Source organism: Staphylococcus taiwanensis (assembly GCA_020544305.1).
Lineage (GTDB): Bacteria > Bacillota > Bacilli > Staphylococcales > Staphylococcaceae > Staphylococcus > Staphylococcus taiwanensis.
Window position 1 is genome coordinate 1506412 of sequence record CP058667.1, and the last position, 19845, is coordinate 1526256.

Genomic DNA, 19845 nt, shown 5'->3' on the forward strand with positions numbered 1-19845 from the left:
ATATTATAGTTTTTAAAATTAAAAAGCGTGCTATAGTTTAGCACGCTTTTACTTTCCTAATATTAATTATCTAAAAATTCTTTAACTGCTTGTTTATTTTTTTCTTCATCAATTTGAAGAGCACTACCATCATTATTTGTATTTATATTTTGGTAAGAGTTTTTTATTGGTATCGTTAGTGATTGAACATTTTTATCTCCTCTAATACCATAGCTAATACCTGTTTGGAAGATTGCTGAGTTAGGCATGCTTGTATTAATATACCCTCTTAAAATACCAGCAACTTTTGGTAGTTTAACAACAGAGGTTGGCGTAACTAATTCTTTCTTTAGCGTTTGCATTACTTGTTGTTGACGTCTTACACGACCAAAGTCACCTTCTTCATCATGTCTAAATCTAGCATAACCGAGTAACTCTTTCCCATTTAAACGATGATGACCTTTTTTGAGTGATACACCAATATTTTCAGACATGTCTTTTTCAACATCAATTGGCACACCATTAGGTTCTAATTCATCAATCATTTTTTCAAATCCAGTAAAATCAATCACTGCGTAATATTCAGGATTAATGCCTAAGTTCTTATTTAAAGTTTGTCTTAAAAGTTCAGGTCCTCCAAGTGAATATGCAGCATTAATTTTATAATTCTGATATCCAGGTATTTTAGCATAAATATCACGCATCACGGACATCATTTTCATCTTTTTATGTATATAGTCATATTGTACGACCATAATTGAATCGGTACGTGATTTTCCACCATTTGCTTTATCAGCACCTAAAACGAGAACCGATATTTTTCCGTCATTTTTAACTGGACCATTAAACTTGTGTACTTTAATGTCTTTAGCGTGTCTTTCAGCGTAATCAACACCGCTGCGATAACCGTGAACAATATAGATAATAGCAACAATAAGTAATATCGCTAGAATCAGTATTATAAAAGGTAATTTACGAAGTTTCTTCTTCTTTCGTCGCTTAGAAGGTGTTTCTGAGTCTGAGTGTCGTCTATATAATGTCTTATCCTTCTCTTCTGTCATATTTACCTACCTTACATCTTTTAAAAATCTTCAAAATTATATATCTGTATACTATAATTATATATAATTAAATTATAGAACTTGCTTTAAAAAATCAAGTCATTTTTAAATAAATGGTACTAAGGTCCAATGAAAGGGTGGCATAAATGAATATAAATACAGCATATTTTGCTGGTGGTTGTTTTTGGTGTATGACCAAGCCTTTCGATCAATTCGATGGTATAGAAACAGTAACATCTGGTTATATGGGCGGTACAAAGCACAATCCAACCTACGAAGAAGTGAAAAGTGGCACGACTGGTCATTATGAAACTGTAAAAATTGAATACGATGTAGCTTTATTTTCATATAATAAATTATTAGAAATCTTTTTTTCTGTTATTGATCCATTAGATAGTGAAGGACAATTTCAAGATAGAGGTTCTCAGTATAAAACAGCTATATTTTATACCAATGAAGATCAAAAAAGATTAGCAGAAAATTACGTTAAGCAACTAGAACAAACGATTCACTTCGACAAAGCAATTGCAACTAAAATAATACCCGCTTCAACATTCTACAAAGCTGAAGCATATCATCAAGATTTTTATAAAAAGAATCCGGAACGTTATGCTCAAGAACAGCGAGATCGTGCAAATTATAAGCCGAACTCGAATATTTAAATAAACAAGGCATCTCAAATATGTATCAACTTTAATACATGATTTGGGATGCCTATTTTAATGTTTTATGATTTATTCATTTTTATTTATGACGAATAACTCTCATCACTTTTAACATACTGTACCACAATGAACTATCTTTACGATAAACTAAAAATCTAGGTTCCCAGTTAGGACTATATTTTTCTTTATATTTACGTAAGCCTTGGAATCGATACAGACCATTAAAATGTTCGAATACACGCCCAGCAATACGTTCTCGTGGATAAGAGTAATCCAATTGTCCAACATTAGATAATGTTGCCATTCCCATATTAAATGCTTTATATCCTTTTTCTTTACCCCATAACAACATGTGGAGATATAATCCATCCATGAGTGGTAAATCCAAATCTGGTAACCATCTAATTAAATCAACAGAAATAGCTTCATTATAGTAAGTTGGCATTAAAGTACAGAATGCAATTATCTTTCCTTGTTCATTCTTCATAATGCCTATTGGTGCTTGTTCTATATAATCCTCTGTAAATTGTCCTACAGAAAAATGCATTTCGTTGCGCCCATCTAGCCATTGATTACTTACTTGTTTCAATTCATTGACAAGTGCTTTAGAGAATGGTGGCTCAATAATTTCAAATTTAATATTAAGATCTTCAAATTTATTTAAAGTAGCACGGAAACCACGACGTTTTTTTCCAGATGTCGTAAATTGAGTCAAATCAATAATTGCTTCCTCGCCCAATTTAAAGAACTGATTACCGAAATTATGATATAAAGGCATGAATCGATCAGATACTTGATAGAAAATAATATCATAACCTAAACGTTCAGCATAATTATAAAAATCAACAAATAATGATTGAAAATCGTTAACATCTCCAATAGGATCACCTAAAACGACTAGTGCATTCCCCTTATAACGATACATGATAAACGCCTTGTTATTCTCATGCATAAAGATATCTTTATCACCACTGTATATCAAGTGACTTAAATAATTACCACCATATGTTTCAATGATATCTCTACAAAGTGATAAATCATCCGTTTTATGCGGTCTATTAAAACGTCGTTCCATTAACCAAGCAATCGTACCTACTAGAATAACAACTACTAAAATAGTTAACCAGAAATAATATTTTAAAAGTGACGTGTCCATTTCTAAATGATAAATATCTAGCGCATATAACGTTTCAGCAATAACTAAATGATTAACATATAGCACTATAATACTAATTACAATGGTGAATAAAAGATTTTTCAATCTAAATGGTCGTTTTACTACTCTAGCTCTACGATAAGCTAAAATTAATAGAATAAAGATAACAACTAACCAAGTAAGTAATATAAAGGATGCATATGTGTATACAGTTGCTATAAAGATTAAAATGAGTGAAACCATCACAAAGATGATAGAGCGTCTACTTTGTTTAAAAACACCCCTCACATTAATAAAGAGTAGTAAGCACGCACTAGTATGAATAGATAACATAATATAATAAATAAAATGATTTGCATCATATAAGCCATCATAAATAATTGTAATATTATTAATAAAGAAAATAAGGCTTGTTAATAATACTAAGATGGATAACGCAAATGATGGTACTTTAGCAATAATATCTTTTTGATATGAGAATAAAAATGATGTGACATCTTTTGCAGGTACAAAATATTTCGATTCTTCGAAGTATTTACGTGCAGAAGATCCAAATTCAAATGTTGATAAAATAAGTGCAATAATCACAGGTACAAAATAATAGGCAAAACGATAAAGTAATAATGCTAATAATACTTTTTCTTCAGGTACGCCTAGTGATTTAAGTCCTAGTAATACGACTAAGTCAAAAGCACCAAATCCTCCAGGAATAAAACTAACTAATCCTGATAAAGCTGCAATGATAAAAATTCCAATAACAGTAGTAAATGCAACGTGAATATCAACTACTATAGCAGATAAATATAACACCATAGCTGCTGCCATCCACTCAATACTTGATACTAACGTACAATATAATCCTAAAAACTTGTTGCTTTGGTCAATTGGTTTAATTACAGTGTAAGCAACAAATATAGGTAAGAATAATGCTACTAAGTACAAAATCCATCTTACCCAATGAATCTTGTTGAGTATGTGTGAGGCATCAAATATATGTAATACAACTAGAATAGATAGAAGACTTAAACCAGTTAACATAGATACTAGTATAATCGATATTGCATGAACTAATTTTTTTCTATCTGAAGTGTAATTCTTATATATAAATGCTCTGAAACCTGCACCAATGAATCCACCAAATCCAACAATAGCATTAAATGCATTAATGATATAACTTATTCTAAAAACTCTTGATAATGGGATATCAAGTTTCAATCCTTTAACAAGTATCAAATCATATAAACTCAATAGAATCATTGAAGCCCCACCGCAAATAAATAATCCTATTAATTGCCAACGATTAATTTTACTAAATGATTCTAATGTTTGTTTAAAATTAATATGAGATAACTCATGATATAACGTAATAACTACAGCAATAAAAAGCGCCGCTGCAAATATAAATTTTAATATAGATAATAGTCTATTTTTAAGTTCTTCAGTCATTTCATACTTCGACCCTTTACCATTAGATTATTTTAAAATATATCATACCTTTATCATAATGAACATAACCTTTGAAGTATATCATACTAACAGTATTGTAATGTTTCACTATTAAAAAGATTACCCAACATATTCAATTGACTTAAATAACTTATAAGCTAAGCCAAAAAAGTCACGATAATCATTGTCGACTATCGTGAATCGCACTTTTAAATAAATCAATATTTATTCCTTTTGGGTATAATCTTTCGCTTCTTCTTTTTTAATCTTATATTTACCTGCATCGTTGCCATAATATTTATTATAACGACGTTTAAATAGTAAGAATAAATGTGAAACTAAAACTTTAAGTATTGCATATCCAGGAATACCTAAGATAACACCAACAATACCTAATAAATTACCTGCACTTAATAAGATAAAGATAATTGTAAGTGGGTGTATTTTTAAAGTTTTACCCATAATATTAGGTGAAATAAAGTGTCCTTCAATAAATTGAACAAGCGTCCACACTACGATTAATTTTAATAACATTAATGGTGATGTGATCAATGCAATAATAATAGCTGGTGAAATTGCAATCGTAGGTCCTAGGTATGGTACAACACTTGTAACAGCAGCAATACATGCTAGTACTAATCCATAGTCTAAGCCAATGATAGTATATCCAATGAATAGTAATATACCGATACAGAATGATACAATAATTTGTCCTTGGATATAAGAACCAACTTGTACACTCATTTTTTCAATTAAATCATGGTAATCTTTTCTAAATTTAGGTGGCATAATTTTAGTTGAGTAATCTTTAAATTTATGACCATCTTTTAACATGAAAAATAGAACAAACGGTGTAGTGACTAGTACTACCCCAACATTTACTAACGCTTCTGCAAATGTTCTAATCTTAGTTCCGAAACCGTCGAAATAGTTAGATACTAATGATGGGATTTTATTAGACACAGAGTCTAACGAATCTTGAATTTGAGAATAAAATGAAGATAAAAAAGATACATGTGCGACTTTATCTATTGCACCATTAAATTTATCTACATACTTAGGAAAATTATTTGCTAAACGTGTAATTTGATCACCTATCAGTGGAATTAATAGATTAACAATTAACGTAGCACCACCAACAATTAATAAGAAAACTATAATGATACCTAGCAATCTAGGAATATTATATCGTTCCATCAAATTAATGACTGGGTTAATTAAATAAAATAAAATAAGCGATAATATAATCGGTGCCACAATCGTATTAAAAACAATGATAAATGGTTCGAAAATATAAGAAACTTTATCAAAGATAAAAATAACAATACCAATGAGCACTAATGAAACTAAAGCAAATAGTAAGTCTTTACCGCCTAAAAATCTCATAAAACGTGTTTCAGTGAAGCTAAACTTCTTCGCTTCTTTTTCTTCAACTTGCTTATTTTCCATTGCCATTTTTTTCACCATACCTTAACTAACTTATAAAACTTGAGCTAATTATCATCATACCATAAAATGCATTAGCTTTCGCTAAGTTTTATGATGAACTCATTTGCGTTTCAAAGTGATAAATATGTAATGCTAGATAAACGATTTCAGAATCATCAACTGGAACATTTAAATGCTTTTGCATCATTCTTGAAATTTTAAATGCTGTATTATAAGAATTAGGATAATGCGTTTTAACCATATCAATAAACACATCTTGTGCGTATACATATTCTTGTTTATTTAATCGTCGAATTAAAAATTGAATATGTCTAATAAATCGTTGGTATTGAACAGTTTGATTATCAACTTTATGATCTAAATCATTCTCAATAATTAAAATACTTTTTCCGATTAACTTATTTATCAATGACATTTCATGTATTGTTAAATCATCAGTGTTAGAAGCAATATGCAATGCAATAAAACCTATCTCATCAGGTGGAAACTCAACATCTAAGCGTTGATTCAATCTATCGATAACCTGACTGGCGATTGTATATGCTTCACTATATAAATGTTGCGTTTCAATCGCAAAAGGGTTACTAATAACTTGATTTTGCTTTAATCTTTTATATGCAAAAATAATATGATCGGTTAATGCTACGACTAGATTTTTATCATCGATAGTACAAATTGTACTCGTAATGTAATTAACTGCCTCAATTACAGCTTGCAACACATCTTCATCTGCTATTTCTACCAATGATTTGTAATATTCTTGTTGCTGCTTATGTTCTAGTTTATAGACTTTCTCTATTGAAGCATCATCGTCTAAGGTCATCCCAGCCTTCTTGTTAAATCCTATACCTTTTCCTATTAATATGACCTCTTGATTATTATAAGTGCATATGATGACGTTATTATTTAAAGTTTTAGAAATGTAATACTCACTCATCATAATCACCTTTCTTTCATTATTAAGATTATAAATCTATTTAATAAAATTGAAAAGAACTCTCTCTCATAATAAAACGCCTTCCTAAGTATTTGAATAAGACATTCATTACTTAGAAAGGCGTTAAAATGAGTAATTAAACTTACATCACTATGCAATATTATTATTTTTTAGATAATCTATCTTCGCGTCCCCATGTTTCAATACCAAACAAATTAATTTCTAGATTCTCTGGTTTGAATACAGGTTTCATACCAGCTTTACGTTGTTTTTGGTAATCCTTCATTACAGCTATAGCTATATTTGAAAGACCAATAATTGAAATCAGGTTTACAATTGCCATTAATCCCATAAACAAATCAGCAGTACTCCATACTGTTTCAGTTTTAACAACTGAACCTACAAATACTAAAAGTACAACTAAACATCTGAAAATAAACATTACAATTTTATTTGTAGATAAAAACTCAATATTTGATTGACCGTAGTAATAGTTACCTACAACTGATGAAAATGCAAATAAGGTAATTGCAATCGTTAAGAATATACCACCTGCTGAACCTAAGTGTTCATTTAATGCTGACTGTGTTACTTGCACACCTTGTGGTGCACCTTCACCAAATTTTAATCCAGAATATAATAAAATCATAATGGCAGTAGCAGTACACACTAACATCGTATCAAAAAATACACCAAGTGATTGAATTAAGCCTTGTTTAACTGGGTGAGGCACTGCCGCTGTTGCAGCCGCATTTGGTGCAGAACCCATACCAGCTTCATTTGAGAATAAACCACGTTTAATCCCTTGAAGAATTGCGGCACCTACAGCACCACCAGTAACTTGTTCAACACCAAAAGCACTTTTAATAATCGTACCAATCATAGGGACAATTTGGTCAATATTTAATAATAAGATAACTAAGACCATACCAATGTAAATAATTGCCATAATTGGAACGATTAAAGAAGATAACGTAGCAATACTACGTACACCACCAAAGATAATTGCAGCTGTAATTACCGCTAAAATAATTCCTGTAATGACAGGGCTAATATGATATTGCGTATTTAAAGATTCTGCAATTGTATTTGACTGTACAGTGTTAAATACAAACGCAAAGGTAACTGTAATCAAGATAGAGAATAAGATACCTAACCATTTTTGATTTAAACCTTTAGTTATGTAATATGCTGGGCCCCCACGGAAGCCACCTTCTTTATCATGTACTTTATATATTTGAGCTAATGTTGCTTCCATAAATGCACTTGCTGCGCCTATAAAAGCGATAACCCACATCCAAAATACTGCACCTGGACCGCCTAAAACGATAGCTGTAGCAACACCAGCAATATTACCAGTACCTACACGTGAACCTGCACTAATAGCAAAAGCTTGGAAAGGTGAAATCCCCTTTTCTCCACTATTTAAAGTTTCTGGTTTTTCTGTTAAAGCTCTAAACATTTCAGGTAACATACGCAATTGAACAAATTTAGAACTTATAGTAAAGAAGAAACCAACAGTCAATAATAATCCAATAAGATATTGTGACCAAATTAAATCATTGCCAACTTGTACGATGGTCTTGAACCAACCGGGTATTAAATTATCAAAATCGCTCATTATATCCCTCTCATCATTATTAAAATAAATTTCCTAAGATACATTACAAGAGATTTATATTGTATTGAATAAAAATTAAGAAGCACAATTCTAGCAATGTACCGTTCAATTTCTAAACAAAATCAATACAAATCTCTTGATTAGTTATAAAAAGTTAAAATAACAAATTAATTTTATCATTTTATGTTTAAGTTGAAAATACAAATTTACAAATGATTAACTTATTATCATGTCGATGATATCGCCGAAGTCTTTAGTATCAACGATAAACGAACCATTTGTGTACTGTTCTGACAGATGAATATCTTTAATATTACCTGTTTCAGAATGTTTCTCTGAGAATATCGTATATCTTTCTTCATCTCTTACAACATAGCCAGAAACAATACGATGAGGATTTTTCTTCAATTCTTTAAGTAAAGTAATACCTCTTTGAGCTCTTTTAGCTTGCTGTAAAATCTTATAATTAATTCGTTTTATTGCTCCTCTTTGAGTAGCCATAATGATTGAACTATCTTGATTCACTACGTCTGTCATAACAACATAATCTTCGTCTTTAAGATTAATAGATTTCACACCGGCAGCTCGTAGACCTGTATCTGATAACTCTTCAGTAGAGTATGTTAATGACATTCCTTTATGAGTTAAGACACTTACAAGTTGATTTTCATCTAGACGCATCACATTAATTATCTCATCATTATCTTTAACTTTCATAGCGACAAGTGGTTTATTATAACGTGTTGTTTTAAACAATGTGATACCACTTTTCTTAATCATACCGTTTCGAGTGGCTAAGACATAGAATGATTCACCTTTAAAGTCTTTTTCATTATAAACATCAATAATCGTTTCATCATCATCTAAAGGTACTATTTGAGATACATGTTGACCTAATTCCTTCCATCGAATGTCAGCTAATTTATGTACAGGAATAAATAAATATCTACCTTTATTTGTAAATACTAGTACAGTGTCTTGTGTATTTACGGTTTGATATTTAAGCAAACTGTCGCCATCTTTCAAACCAATTTCTTCTAAACCACTCGCATTAAAACTACGAATAGAGGTACGTTTAATATATCCATGACGAGTCGTGCTTAAAATAACTTCTTCACTTGGTACCATTACTTCTTTATCAATTTTAATTTCAGCTATTTCCGCTTCAATTGTTGATAAACGATCAACTTTGAAACGTTTTCTGATATCAGTCAATTCATTCTTGATAACATCTAAAAGTGCATCATGGTTATCTAAAATATGGTGGTAACCTTTAATAAGTTCTTTTAATTCATTATGTTCATTCTCAAGGGCAACGATATCCGTATTAGTCAAGCGATAAAGTTGCAACATTACAATGGCTTCTGCTTGAGCCTCAGTGAAATCAAACTCAGAAACTAAGTTATCTTTAGCATCTTTTTTATTTTTAGAATTTCGAATTAACGCAATCACTTCGTCTAATACTGACAATGCTTTCATTAATCCTTCAACGATATGCATTCGTTTTTCAGCATGATTCAAATCATACTTAGTACGATTTGCTACTACTTCAATTTGGTGATTAATATAGCTATCAAGTATTTGGCGAATCCCCATTAGTTTAGGGCGACCATCACTAATCGCGACCATATTAAAGTTATAAGCAATTTGCAAATCTGAGTTTTTAAACAGATAGTTCTTAATAGCTTCTGCGTTAACATCTTTCTTCAACTCAATTGCAATTCTTAAACCAGTACGATCTGTTTCATCTCGCACTTCAACGATACCGTCTACCTTCTTATCCGCTCGTAATTCATCGATACGTTTAACAAGTGAGCTTTTATTCACTTCATAAGGTATTTCCGTAACAATCAACTGTTGACGGCCATTTCGCAATTTCTCTTCTTCTACTTTTGAACGTACAACAATTTTTCCTTTTCCAGTTTCATAAGCTTTTTTAATACCATCAATACCTTGAATAATACCTCCTGTGGGAAAATCAGGTCCTTTGATATATTTCATCAATTGACTCACTGTAATATCAGGGTTATCAATGTATTTTAAGGTTGCTTGAATGACTTCGCCTAAATTATGTGGAGGAATATCTGTTGCATAGCCAGACGAAATACCTGTTGAACCATTAACTAATAAGTTAGGGAATCGTGCTGGAAGCACCATTGGTTCGAAGGTAGTATCATCATAGTTTGGAATAAATGAAACAGTTTCTTTATTAATATCTCGAACAAGTTCTTCAGATAATTGACTCAACTTTGCCTCAGTATAACGCATCGCTGCTGGAGGGTCATTATCGATACTACCGTTATTACCATGCATCTCAATTAAAACATGTCGTAGTTTCCAATCTTGACTTAAACGGACCATCGCATCATAAACTGAAGAATCGCCATGTGGATGGTACTGACCGATTACGTCACCGACAGTCTTCGCACTTTTACGGAAATTTTTATCATACGTATTTCCACTACTGTGCATTGCGAATAAAATTCTACGCTGTACTGGCTTCAAACCATCACGTACATCTGGTAACGCACGTTCTTGAATAATATATTTACTATATCTTCCAAAACGATCGCCTATCACATCTTCAAGTGATAAATCTTGAATTATCTCACTCAATTTGTTTCCTCCTCAGCATATTCTTCAGTCTCTAAGACCTGTACTTCAGTGTTATCTAATATACTTTGATCTTCTTGCATACCGAATTCAACGTGACTCTCAATCCATTCACGACGAGGCGCAACTTTATCTCCCATTAACGTCGTAACACGTTTAGATGAACGCATTTCATCTTCAATTTGAACACGAATCAAAGTTCTTGTTTCAGGATTCATTGTTGTTTCCCATAATTGTTCAGGATTCATTTCACCTAAACCTTTATAACGTTGCAACATAAATCCTTTACCTAATTTATTCTGAAGTTTTTGAAGTTCATCATCCGTCCAAGCATATTCAACTTGTTTGGATTTGCCTTTACCTTTTTCTAATTTGTAGAGTGGTGGTAAAGCGATAAATACTCTACCGGCTTGTACAAGTGGTTTCATATATTTAAAGAAGAACGTTAGTAATAACACTTGGATATGTGCACCATCTGTATCTGCATCGGTCATAATAATGATTCGATTATAATTACTGTCTTCTATTTTGAAGTCATTGCCTACACCAGCACCGATTGTATGAATAATTGTATTAATTTCTTCATTTTTGAAAATGTCTTCAAGACGCGCTTTTTCAGTATTAATAACTTTACCTCTAAGCGGTAAAATCGCTTGAAATTTTCTGTCACGACCAAGTTTAGCCGAACCACCTGCAGAGTCACCCTCTACAAGATATAATTCATTTTTATCTGTATTTTTACTTTGAGCTGGCGTTAATTTACCTGATAGCAACGTATCTTTTCGTTTATTCTTCTTACCTGAACGTGCATCCTCACGAGCTTTACGTGCGGCTTCTCTAGCTTGTTGCGCTTTAATAGCTTTTTTTACAAGTGATTTAGATAGTTGTCCTTTTTCTTCTAAATAGTAAGGTAATTTATCTGATACAACTGAATCGACGGCACTACGAGCTTCTGAAGTACCTAATTTAGATTTAGTTTGACCTTCAAACTGTAATAATTCTTCTGGGATGCGTACAGAAATTACTGCTGTTAATCCTTCACGAATATCATTACCATCTAAATTTTTATCTTTTTCTTTTAATTCATTTATACGACGTGCATAATCATTGAACACACGAGTCATAGCAGTTTTAAAACCAACTTCGTGTGTGCCACCATCTTTTGTACGGACATTATTTACGAAACTTAAAATGCTTTCTGAATATTGATCATTGTATTGAAACGCTACATCCACTTCAATTTGATTTGCAATACCTGTAAATGTTGTTACATCATGTAGTGTTTCCTTACCTTCATTAATATAACTAACAAATTCCTTAATACCTTCTTCATAATGGTATACTTCTTCACGTTCTTTACCACTACGTAAATCTGTTAAAGTGATTTTAAGATTTTTTAATAAGAATGCAGATTCTTGCAATCTTTCACTAAGTGTATCGAAGTTAAATGTAGTTGTAGCTTTAAAAATTTCAGGGTCTGGCTTAAATGTAACTTTAGTACCTGTCTTCTTAGTTTTGCCAGCTTTCACTAATCCAGACGCAGGAACGCCACCATCTTTAAAGCTTTGTTTATAAATATTACCATCTCTATGTATCTCAACTTCTAACCATTCACTTAATGCGTTTACTACTGACGCACCAACACCATGTAATCCACCAGAAGTTTTATATCCACCTTGGCCAAATTTACCACCAGCATGTAATACAGTGAAGATGACTTCTACAGTTGGTTTTCCAGAGGCATGCATTCCTGTCGGCATCCCACGTCCATTATCTTCGATTGAAATACTATTATCTTGATTAATGGTTACACTAATTTCATTCCCATAACCATTTAAAACTTCATCAACGGAGTTATCGACAATTTCATATACTAAATGATGTAACCCTCTTTTATCAGTAGATCCTATATACATACCTGGACGCTTTCTAACCGCTTCCAATCCTTCTAATACTTGAATAGAATCATCTGAATAATGATTTGAATTTTTTGTTGCCAATGCGTTCGCCTCCTACAAACGTACGTTCGTTTAAAAAACTATACAATAGTTATTCTTATATAAATTAGTCTAAATTGCAAGTATGAGTTATACACTGTCTTGATTTCCATCATAGAGTATAACAAATTTTCAAAATAAGTCGTTCTTACCTCGTAGATTATGGTAAAATGTAGTCACGTTATTAAAGGATGTGTAAAGTTATATGATGATAGTTCTCATGCTAATTTCAAGCTATCTCATCGGTGCTATTCCTAATGGATATGTTATAGGAAAGCTCTTTTTTAAAAAAGATATAAGACAATTCGGAAGTGGCAATACTGGAGCGACAAATAGTTTCCGTGTGCTCGGTAAACCTGCTGGCTTTATAGTCACTTTCTTAGACATATTTAAAGGGTTTATTACTGTATTCTTTCCAATATGGTTTCCTGTTCATGCAGATGGACCACTTAGCACGTTCTTCACACATGGCTTAATTGTTGGCTTATTTGCTATTCTAGGTCATGTATATCCAATATATCTAAAATTTAAAGGTGGTAAAGCAGTAGCAACAAGTGCTGGTGTTGTATTAGGTGTGAATCCTATTTTACTCCTTATTTTAGCAATTATTTTCTTTGGTGTGTTGTACGTATTTAAATATGTTTCACTTTCAAGCATCGTTGCCGCCATTTGTTGTGTCATAGGCTCGCTTATTATTCAAGACTACATATTGTTTGGAATGAGTCTAGTTGTTTCAATTATACTAATCGTCAGACATCGTACAAATATTGTGAGAATTTTTAAAGGTGAAGAACCTAAAATCAAATGGATGTAAATAATTAATAAAAAAGATAAGGTCCTGAAAATGTGTCTAAGCTATATTTAACTTAATACAAATATATCATTTATAGGGTCATTGAGAAGTATTCAGGACTTAAACGACTGTTGCTAGTATGTAGTTACTGATTAGACTGAGGAAGCATATTTTGCAAGCTTTCTTAATCCTAGTCATCTATGCGGAGTTAGACATTGAATTCAATTTGAATTTAGTCTGACTCTTTTTCTTTCCTTTATAATTTCATTCAAGCTAAATAGCTTAATAGCAACTACTAATATGTTATAATTCAAACAGTTATTTTTGAAAATGATTATATAATTAATAGATAAAAAACGTAGGAGGATGATGTAATGAAAATCAAGCTAACCGATCAAGCAGTAGAATGGTTTAAAGATGAATTAGATTTACCTGAAGATAATAAAGTACTACAGTTTTATGTCAGATACGGTGGCGAATTTCAACTTAAACAAGGTTTCAGCCCTGCGTTTCGTGTTGAACCTAGAGAAGACGTCGAGATTGGCTATGAAGAAAATTATAATAATTTAATTTTAGTCGTTTCTGCAGAAGACTTATGGTATTTCGAAGATAGCGAAGTTCTAGTTGAAAAAGTCGATCACGATGATGAAATTGCATATTCTAAAACAAATTAAGTCATAAAAGAGTCCGGGACATAAAGTTCTTGGATAAGTGAATAAAAGACAATTTCTATTGAAATAATATAGAAATTGTCTTTTTTATAAATTTTTTGATTATTTTCAGCTCGTTGAGCTACTACTTTTCTTATATTAAGTGCCATTAATACAAAACCAAGTTCTCTTTTGACTTTATTGAGTCCTCGGACAGACATCCGAGTGAAACCCAAAATAGCCTTCATAAATCCAAAAACAGGTTCCACATCAATTTTTCTTTGACTGTAGATATTTTTTGTTTTTGGTTCTGAAAGCTTTTTGTTAATTTGGGATTTAAAATATTCCCAGTTATAATTCTTCATTATTTTTTTGTTTGTTTTTGAATTGAAGTTCATACATTGATTTTTCAGAGGACATTCTGAACAATCGTCACATTCATATAATTTGAAGTCTCGCTTGTAACCATACTTATCATGACGATAGGCATATCTTTTAAAACCTAGCCGTTTATTATTCGGACAAATGAATTCGTCATTAATTTCGTCATAGTCCCAATTTTGAGTATTAAAGATGTCACTTTTATATTTTTTAGTTTTATCTTTTATAAACATTCCATATGTTATGAGTGGCGTTCGATTAAAGTCATCTATAATTGCCATATAATTTGATTCACTACCATAACCTGCATCAGCTACAATATATTCAGGTAAATGACCGTAGGTCTCTTGAATTGAATTTAAAAATGGAATCATCGTTCTAGTATCCGTTGGATTTTGATACACATTATAAGATAAAACAAATTGGGAATTTGTCGCTATTTGTAAATTATACCCTGGCTTAAGTTGTCCATTTTTCATGTGATCTTCTTTCATTCTCATAAATGTCGCATCATGATCTGTCTTAGAATAACTATTTCTATCCTTTAAAATAGATTTTTGAAATTCGTATCGATACTTTCGCTCAGAATAATCATTGATTTGCTTTTTGTATTTTTTGATTTTAGTTCTTTTGAGACGTATTTGTTTTCTTGTTTTAGTACATTTTTCATTGTTGATATGTTGGTTTAAATCTTCGATTTCTTTATCTAAATGACTACCAATCAAATCTATTTCTTCTTTTGTTAATTCATTATCATGATCTTCTTTGATTTCCGGTATGATTTTATTGGTTACCAATTCATGGTAGAGGGCTTTAGAATCCTCATTCATCTTTGATTCATGGTTTTGAATACTCTTTTTCCATACAAATGTATATCGATTGGAATTTGCTTCAATTTTTGTACCATCAATAAAAATAGCTTTATCATCTATAAGATTTTGTTTTATACACTGACTGTAAAATTGAATAAATAAAGATTCTAATAAAGCATCTACTTTTGGATTTACTCTAAATCGATTAATTGTTTTATAAGAAGGTTTTTGATTTTGTGATAGCCACATCATTCGGATGCTATCATTAAGCATTTTTTCTATTTTACGACCTGAGAATACAGATTGTGTGTAGGCATATAGAATCACTTTTAACATCATTTTAGGATGGTACGAAGTTGCACCACGGTGATGTCTGAATTCGTCGAATTCATTGTCAGGAATTGTTTCAACAATATCATTTACATGTCGTGAAATATCATTTGTGGGGATAAGAACTGAAGTTTCCATTGGTAGAGTAAGTTGAGTCATGTTATAATTTTTATACATAAGGCACCTCGTTAATTTAGTTTAGTGATGTTTATTAAATTATACGAAAGTGCTTTATTTTTTTAAAGTATTACAATGTAAAATTACATATAAATACAAAGTATTTTGGCGAGACTCTTGAGGGAACAGGACAAGCTGAAGACTACAGGCTGAAGCTGTCCCCTAAGAAAGCGAGCCAACAATACGGAGTATTGTAAATAAAGAAGCCAGTAAATGAATTTGTTAAAACTCATTTACTGGCTATTTCTCTAGGAATTATGTCCCAGACTCCTTTAATATGGTTTATATTTCTAGATCTTTAGGTTGTGTGACTTCGAAGTCTTTTCCTTCTTTATTCAATTTATCAACATGGCTATAGGTTTTGTGCCATTCTGGGAAATAGCGATCTAAACGAATAGGTCGAAAGTTACTTGCTTTCATACAAATTAATTGTGTTGAGCCTGTTGTAGCGAGCGCTCCATTTTCATTATAGACTTCATAACAATAAGTTGATCTAAGTCTTGAATATTCTTCTACCCATGTTTTTATGGTTACCTTTTCAGGATAGAAAATTGATTTTTTATATTGAACTTGTAAATCCATTACAGGAGAAATGATGCCTTCTCTTTCCATGTCCGCATAACTAAAACCTAACTTGCGAATATAATCTGTGCGTGCTACTTCAAACCATGTAGCATAATTACCATGATAAATCACGCCCATTTTATCAGTTTCTTGATATCTAGCCTCAATTTCAGTCATACTGTAAATCATATTTCTGTGTACCTCTTTTCCAATATCATTCACATTTAATAGTAACATAAAAAAGCCATGCCAACATAAAGTCAGCATGGCTTTCATCTAAATTATTGAGCTAATTTGTTTCTTAATACCATTTGTAAAATACCACCATGACGATAGTAATCTAATTCAACTAGAGAATCGAAGCGAACGATTGCTTCAAAATCAACTACGTCGCCATTTTCTTTTTTAGCGTGAACTTTGACAATATCATGAGGACGAACAGTTTCATCGATGTCTACAGAAATTGCCTCTCTACCATCTAAACCAAGTGAATCAGCTGAATCACCATCTTTAAATTGTAATGGTAACACGCCCATCATAACTAAGTTAGAACGGTGAATACGTTCATAACTTTGAGCAATAACTGTTTTAACGCCTAATAAGTTTGTACCTTTTGCAGCCCAGTCACGTGAAGATCCCATACCATAGTCGTTACCTGCTAATACAGCTAAGCCAGTACCATCTTCTTTGTATTTCATAGCAGCATCATAAATTGGCATTACTTCATCAGTTGGCCAATAAGTAGTGAAACCACCTTCTGTACCAGGTGCTAATTGGTTCTTGATACGAATGTTTGCGAATGTACCTCTCACCATAACTTCATGGTTACCACGACGTGAACCGTATGAGTTGAAGTCACGGATAGCTACATCATGATCTTGTAAATATTTACCTGCTGGCGTATCTTTACCGATAGCACCTGCTGGAGAAATATGGTCAGTTGTAACTGAGTCACCAAATTTACCCATAACACGTAAATCTTTTAATGGTTCAATCGTTCCTGGTTCTTTAGATAAACCTTGGAAGAATGATGGGTTTTGAATGTATGTTGAATTTGGATCGAAGTCATATAATGGCGCATCAGTAACATCGATTTCATTCCACATTTCATTATTGCTATAAACGTTTTTATATTCTTCTAAGAATAATTCTGGAGTTACAACGCTATCAACTGTATCAGCAACTTCTTGAATAGTTGGGCAGATATCATTTAAATATACGTCTTCTCCATCTTTACCTTTACCAAGTGGTTCGTTTTGTAAGTCGATATCAACTGTACCTGCTAAAGCATATGCTACTACCAATTGAGGAGAAGCTAAATAGTTTGCTTTAACTAGTGGGTGGATACGACCTTCGAAGTTACGGTTACCTGATAAAACTGAAGTAACAAGTAAATCTTCTTTAGCAACTGCTTTTTCGATTTCAGGTAATAATGGACCTGAGTTACCGATACATGTTGTACAACCGTAACCAACTAAGTTGAAACCTAAATCATCAAGATATTCTTGTAAACCTGAATCACGTAAGTAACCAGTTACTACTTTTGATCCTGGTGCTAATGAAGTTTTAACAAATTCAGGTACTTTAAGACCTTTTTCTACAGCTTTTTTAGCAACTAAACCTGCACCTAACATTACATATGGGTTAGAAGTGTTTGTACATGAAGTGATTGCAGCAATTGCAATATCACCTGTTTTCATAGTTGAAGTCGTACCGTCAGCAAAGTTAATTTCAGCCTTTTTATCAAATTCACTTTCATCTAAGCCATGGCCTTGGTTACCAGCTGGTGCTGTAACTGATTTTTCAAATTCTTTTTTCATATCACTTAAGAAAATTAAATCTTGAGGACGTTTAGGTCCTGATAATGATGCCTCAACTGTAGATAAATCTAAATCGATTACATCTGTATATTCAGGGTCTTCATTATCAACAGTAAAGAACATATCATTTTCTTCTAAATAAGCTTTAACTAATTCAACATGTTCTTCTTTACGACCAGTTAATCTCATGTATTTAAGTGATTCTTCATCAACTGGGAAGAAACCACATGTTGCACCATATTCAGGAGCCATATTTGCGATAGTCGCACGGTCTGCTAATGGTAAATCTGTTACACCAGGCCCAAAGAATTCGACAAATTTGCCTACTACGCCTTTTTTACGTAACTCTTGAGTTACACGTAAAGCTAAGTCTGTAGCTGTAGAACCTTGAGGTAATGAGTTAGTTAAACGCACACCAATTACTTCTGGAATTGGGAAGTAAGATGGTTGACCAAGCATGCCCGCTTCAGCTTCGATACCACCAACACCCCAACCTAATACGCCGATACCGTTAATCATTGTAGTATGTGAGTCAGTACCTACTAATGTATCTGGGAAAGCCGTTTTTTCACCTTCAACGTCACGCACGTGAACAACACTTGCTAAATATTCTAAGTTAACTTGGTGCACGATACCAGTTGCTGGTGGAACAGCATTATAGTTATCAAATGCTTTAGTTGCCCAGTTTAAAAATTGGTAACGTTCGTAGTTACGTTCGAATTCTAATTTCATATTTCGTTCTAAAGCGTCAGGATTAGCATAGCTATCAACTTGAACTGAGTGGTCAATAACTAAATCTACTGGCACTTCTGGATTGATCTTATTAATATCCCCACCAACGTCATTCATCGCTTTACGTAATGACGCTAAGTCAACTACTGCTGGAACACCTGTAAAGTCTTGTAAGATAACACGAGAAGGTTTAAAAGGAACTTCACCTTCGTTACCTTTTTTGCCGAAGTTACCTAATGCTTTGATATGTTCATCAGTAATAACGAATTCATCTTCTTGTCTTAACACTGATTCTAATAAAACACGAATTGAGTAAGGTAATTTACTAACTTTTGTTAAACCTTGTTCTTCTAAACTTTTTAAATCATAGTAAGTATATGATTGACCATTAACTTCAAATGTTTTTTTAGCTTGTTGCTTTATGTTAGAAGTCATTTGTTTATCCCCCTTGAATATTAAAATTTCATATTTATATGCCTTTAAATAAATTGTATAATTATATGATTTTCAAAACAACTGTATAACCCTATATTTCATGCGATTTAGCATTCGCATTTATAATCAGACTATATAAGTAAATGTTATCATACTATGAATGTGCAATAAGTAAATATTATTAATTGAGAATGATTTTCATTGATATTAACGAATTACCTCTTTTG

The 19845-nt window shown here is 32.1% G+C and carries 13 protein-coding genes; 3 read left to right on the forward strand and 10 right to left on the reverse strand.

Features of this window, described 5'->3' with window-relative positions; genetic code table 11:
- Positions 1-62: 62 nt before the first annotated feature.
- Complete coding sequence (locus tag HYI43_07180; protein UDI78334.1) at positions 63-1040, reverse strand: LCP family protein; 978 nt, start codon at positions 1038-1040, stop codon at positions 63-65.
- A gap of 146 nt (positions 1041-1186) precedes the next feature.
- On the opposite strand from HYI43_07180, the gene msrA reads away from it, so the two are divergent.
- Complete coding sequence (gene msrA, locus HYI43_07185) at positions 1187-1702, forward strand: peptide-methionine (S)-S-oxide reductase MsrA (GenBank protein UDI78335.1); 516 nt, start codon at positions 1187-1189, stop codon at positions 1700-1702.
- An 82-nt stretch (positions 1703-1784) separates the two neighbouring features.
- Here the strand turns inward: msrA and mprF are convergent, their stop codons facing one another.
- From mprF to parE, 6 genes are all read right to left on the reverse strand, one after another.
- Positions 1785-4307 carry a bifunctional lysylphosphatidylglycerol flippase/synthetase MprF gene (gene mprF / locus HYI43_07190; GenBank protein UDI78336.1) on the reverse strand — a complete coding sequence of 841 codons (2523 nt, stop codon included), beginning with the start codon at positions 4305-4307 and terminating at the stop codon, positions 1785-1787.
- 225 nt (positions 4308-4532) lie between these two features.
- Positions 4533-5762, reverse strand: coding sequence for an AI-2E family transporter (locus HYI43_07195; protein UDI79284.1), 1230 nt, complete (start codon positions 5760-5762; stop codon positions 4533-4535).
- An 82-nt stretch (positions 5763-5844) separates the two neighbouring features.
- On the reverse strand, positions 5845-6693 hold the full coding sequence (locus tag HYI43_07200; GenBank protein UDI78337.1) for a transcription antiterminator: 849 nt from the start codon (positions 6691-6693) through the stop codon (positions 5845-5847).
- Positions 6694-6856: 163 nt separating this feature from the next.
- Positions 6857-8314, reverse strand: coding sequence for an alanine:cation symporter family protein (locus HYI43_07205; GenBank protein UDI78338.1), 1458 nt, complete (start codon positions 8312-8314; stop codon positions 6857-6859).
- A gap of 216 nt (positions 8315-8530) precedes the next feature.
- Positions 8531-10930: a DNA topoisomerase IV subunit A gene (parC, locus tag HYI43_07210; protein UDI78339.1), complete on the reverse strand. Its 2400-nt coding sequence runs from the start codon at positions 10928-10930 to the stop codon at positions 8531-8533.
- Entirely contained in the window at positions 10927-12927 is a 2001-nt protein-coding gene (gene parE / locus HYI43_07215) for a DNA topoisomerase IV subunit B (protein UDI78340.1), read from the reverse strand. The genes parC and parE overlap by 4 nt, the downstream gene beginning before the upstream one ends.
- 202 nt (positions 12928-13129) lie before the next feature.
- Here parE and plsY point away from each other — a divergent pair, with 202 nt between their 5' ends.
- Together plsY and HYI43_07225 are read left to right on the forward strand one after the other, a co-directional pair.
- Positions 13130-13738, forward strand: a complete 609-nt coding sequence (gene plsY / locus HYI43_07220) for a glycerol-3-phosphate 1-O-acyltransferase PlsY (protein ID UDI78341.1) — start codon at positions 13130-13132, stop codon at positions 13736-13738.
- Positions 13739-14091: 353 nt separating this feature from the next.
- The gene (locus HYI43_07225; protein UDI78342.1) at positions 14092-14391 is read left to right on the forward strand and encodes a hypothetical protein; all 300 of its coding nucleotides are present in this window, start codon (positions 14092-14094) and stop codon (positions 14389-14391) included.
- On the opposite strand, the gene HYI43_07230 is transcribed toward HYI43_07225, so the two are convergent.
- The 3 genes from HYI43_07230 to acnA all read right to left on the reverse strand — a co-directional run bounded on the left by HYI43_07230 (position 14388) and on the right by acnA (position 19618).
- Entirely contained in the window at positions 14388-16067 is a 1680-nt protein-coding gene (locus HYI43_07230) for an IS1182 family transposase (GenBank protein ID UDI78343.1), read from the reverse strand. The two genes, HYI43_07225 and HYI43_07230, sit on opposite strands and share 4 nt — an antisense overlap.
- Before the next feature lie 282 nt (positions 16068-16349).
- Positions 16350-16820 (reverse strand): acyl-CoA thioesterase, encoded by a 471-nt coding sequence (locus HYI43_07235; GenBank protein ID UDI79285.1) that lies wholly within the window; start codon positions 16818-16820, stop codon positions 16350-16352.
- A gap of 92 nt (positions 16821-16912) precedes the next feature.
- Positions 16913-19618 (reverse strand): aconitate hydratase AcnA, encoded by a 2706-nt coding sequence (acnA, locus tag HYI43_07240; GenBank protein UDI78344.1) that lies wholly within the window; start codon positions 19616-19618, stop codon positions 16913-16915.
- Between the last annotated feature and the right edge of the window lie 227 nt (positions 19619-19845).

Excerpts from the sequence above, each read along its gene's own strand:
- plsY (UDI78341.1), top strand. The coding sequence starts at position 13,130 with ATGATGATAGTTCTCATGCTAATTTCAAGCTATCTCATCGGTGCTATT.
- acnA (UDI78344.1), bottom strand. The coding sequence starts at position 19,618 with ATGACTTCTAACATAAAGCAACAAGCTAAAAAAACATTTGAAGTTAAT.
- HYI43_07180 (UDI78334.1), bottom strand. The coding sequence starts at position 1,040 with ATGACAGAAGAGAAGGATAAGACATTATATAGACGACACTCAGACTCA.
- HYI43_07205 (UDI78338.1), bottom strand. The coding sequence starts at position 8,314 with ATGAGCGATTTTGATAATTTAATACCCGGTTGGTTCAAGACCATCGTA.
- mprF (UDI78336.1), bottom strand. The coding sequence starts at position 4,307 with ATGACTGAAGAACTTAAAAATAGACTATTATCTATATTAAAATTTATA.
- HYI43_07230 (UDI78343.1), bottom strand. The coding sequence starts at position 16,067 with ATGTATAAAAATTATAACATGACTCAACTTACTCTACCAATGGAAACT.
- HYI43_07235 (UDI79285.1), bottom strand. The coding sequence starts at position 16,820 with ATGATTTACAGTATGACTGAAATTGAGGCTAGATATCAAGAAACTGAT.
- HYI43_07200 (UDI78337.1), bottom strand. The coding sequence starts at position 6,693 with ATGAGTGAGTATTACATTTCTAAAACTTTAAATAATAACGTCATCATA.
- HYI43_07225 (UDI78342.1), top strand. The coding sequence starts at position 14,092 with ATGAAAATCAAGCTAACCGATCAAGCAGTAGAATGGTTTAAAGATGAA.
- HYI43_07195 (UDI79284.1), bottom strand. The coding sequence starts at position 5,762 with ATGGCAATGGAAAATAAGCAAGTTGAAGAAAAAGAAGCGAAGAAGTTT.
- msrA (UDI78335.1), top strand. The coding sequence starts at position 1,187 with ATGAATATAAATACAGCATATTTTGCTGGTGGTTGTTTTTGGTGTATG.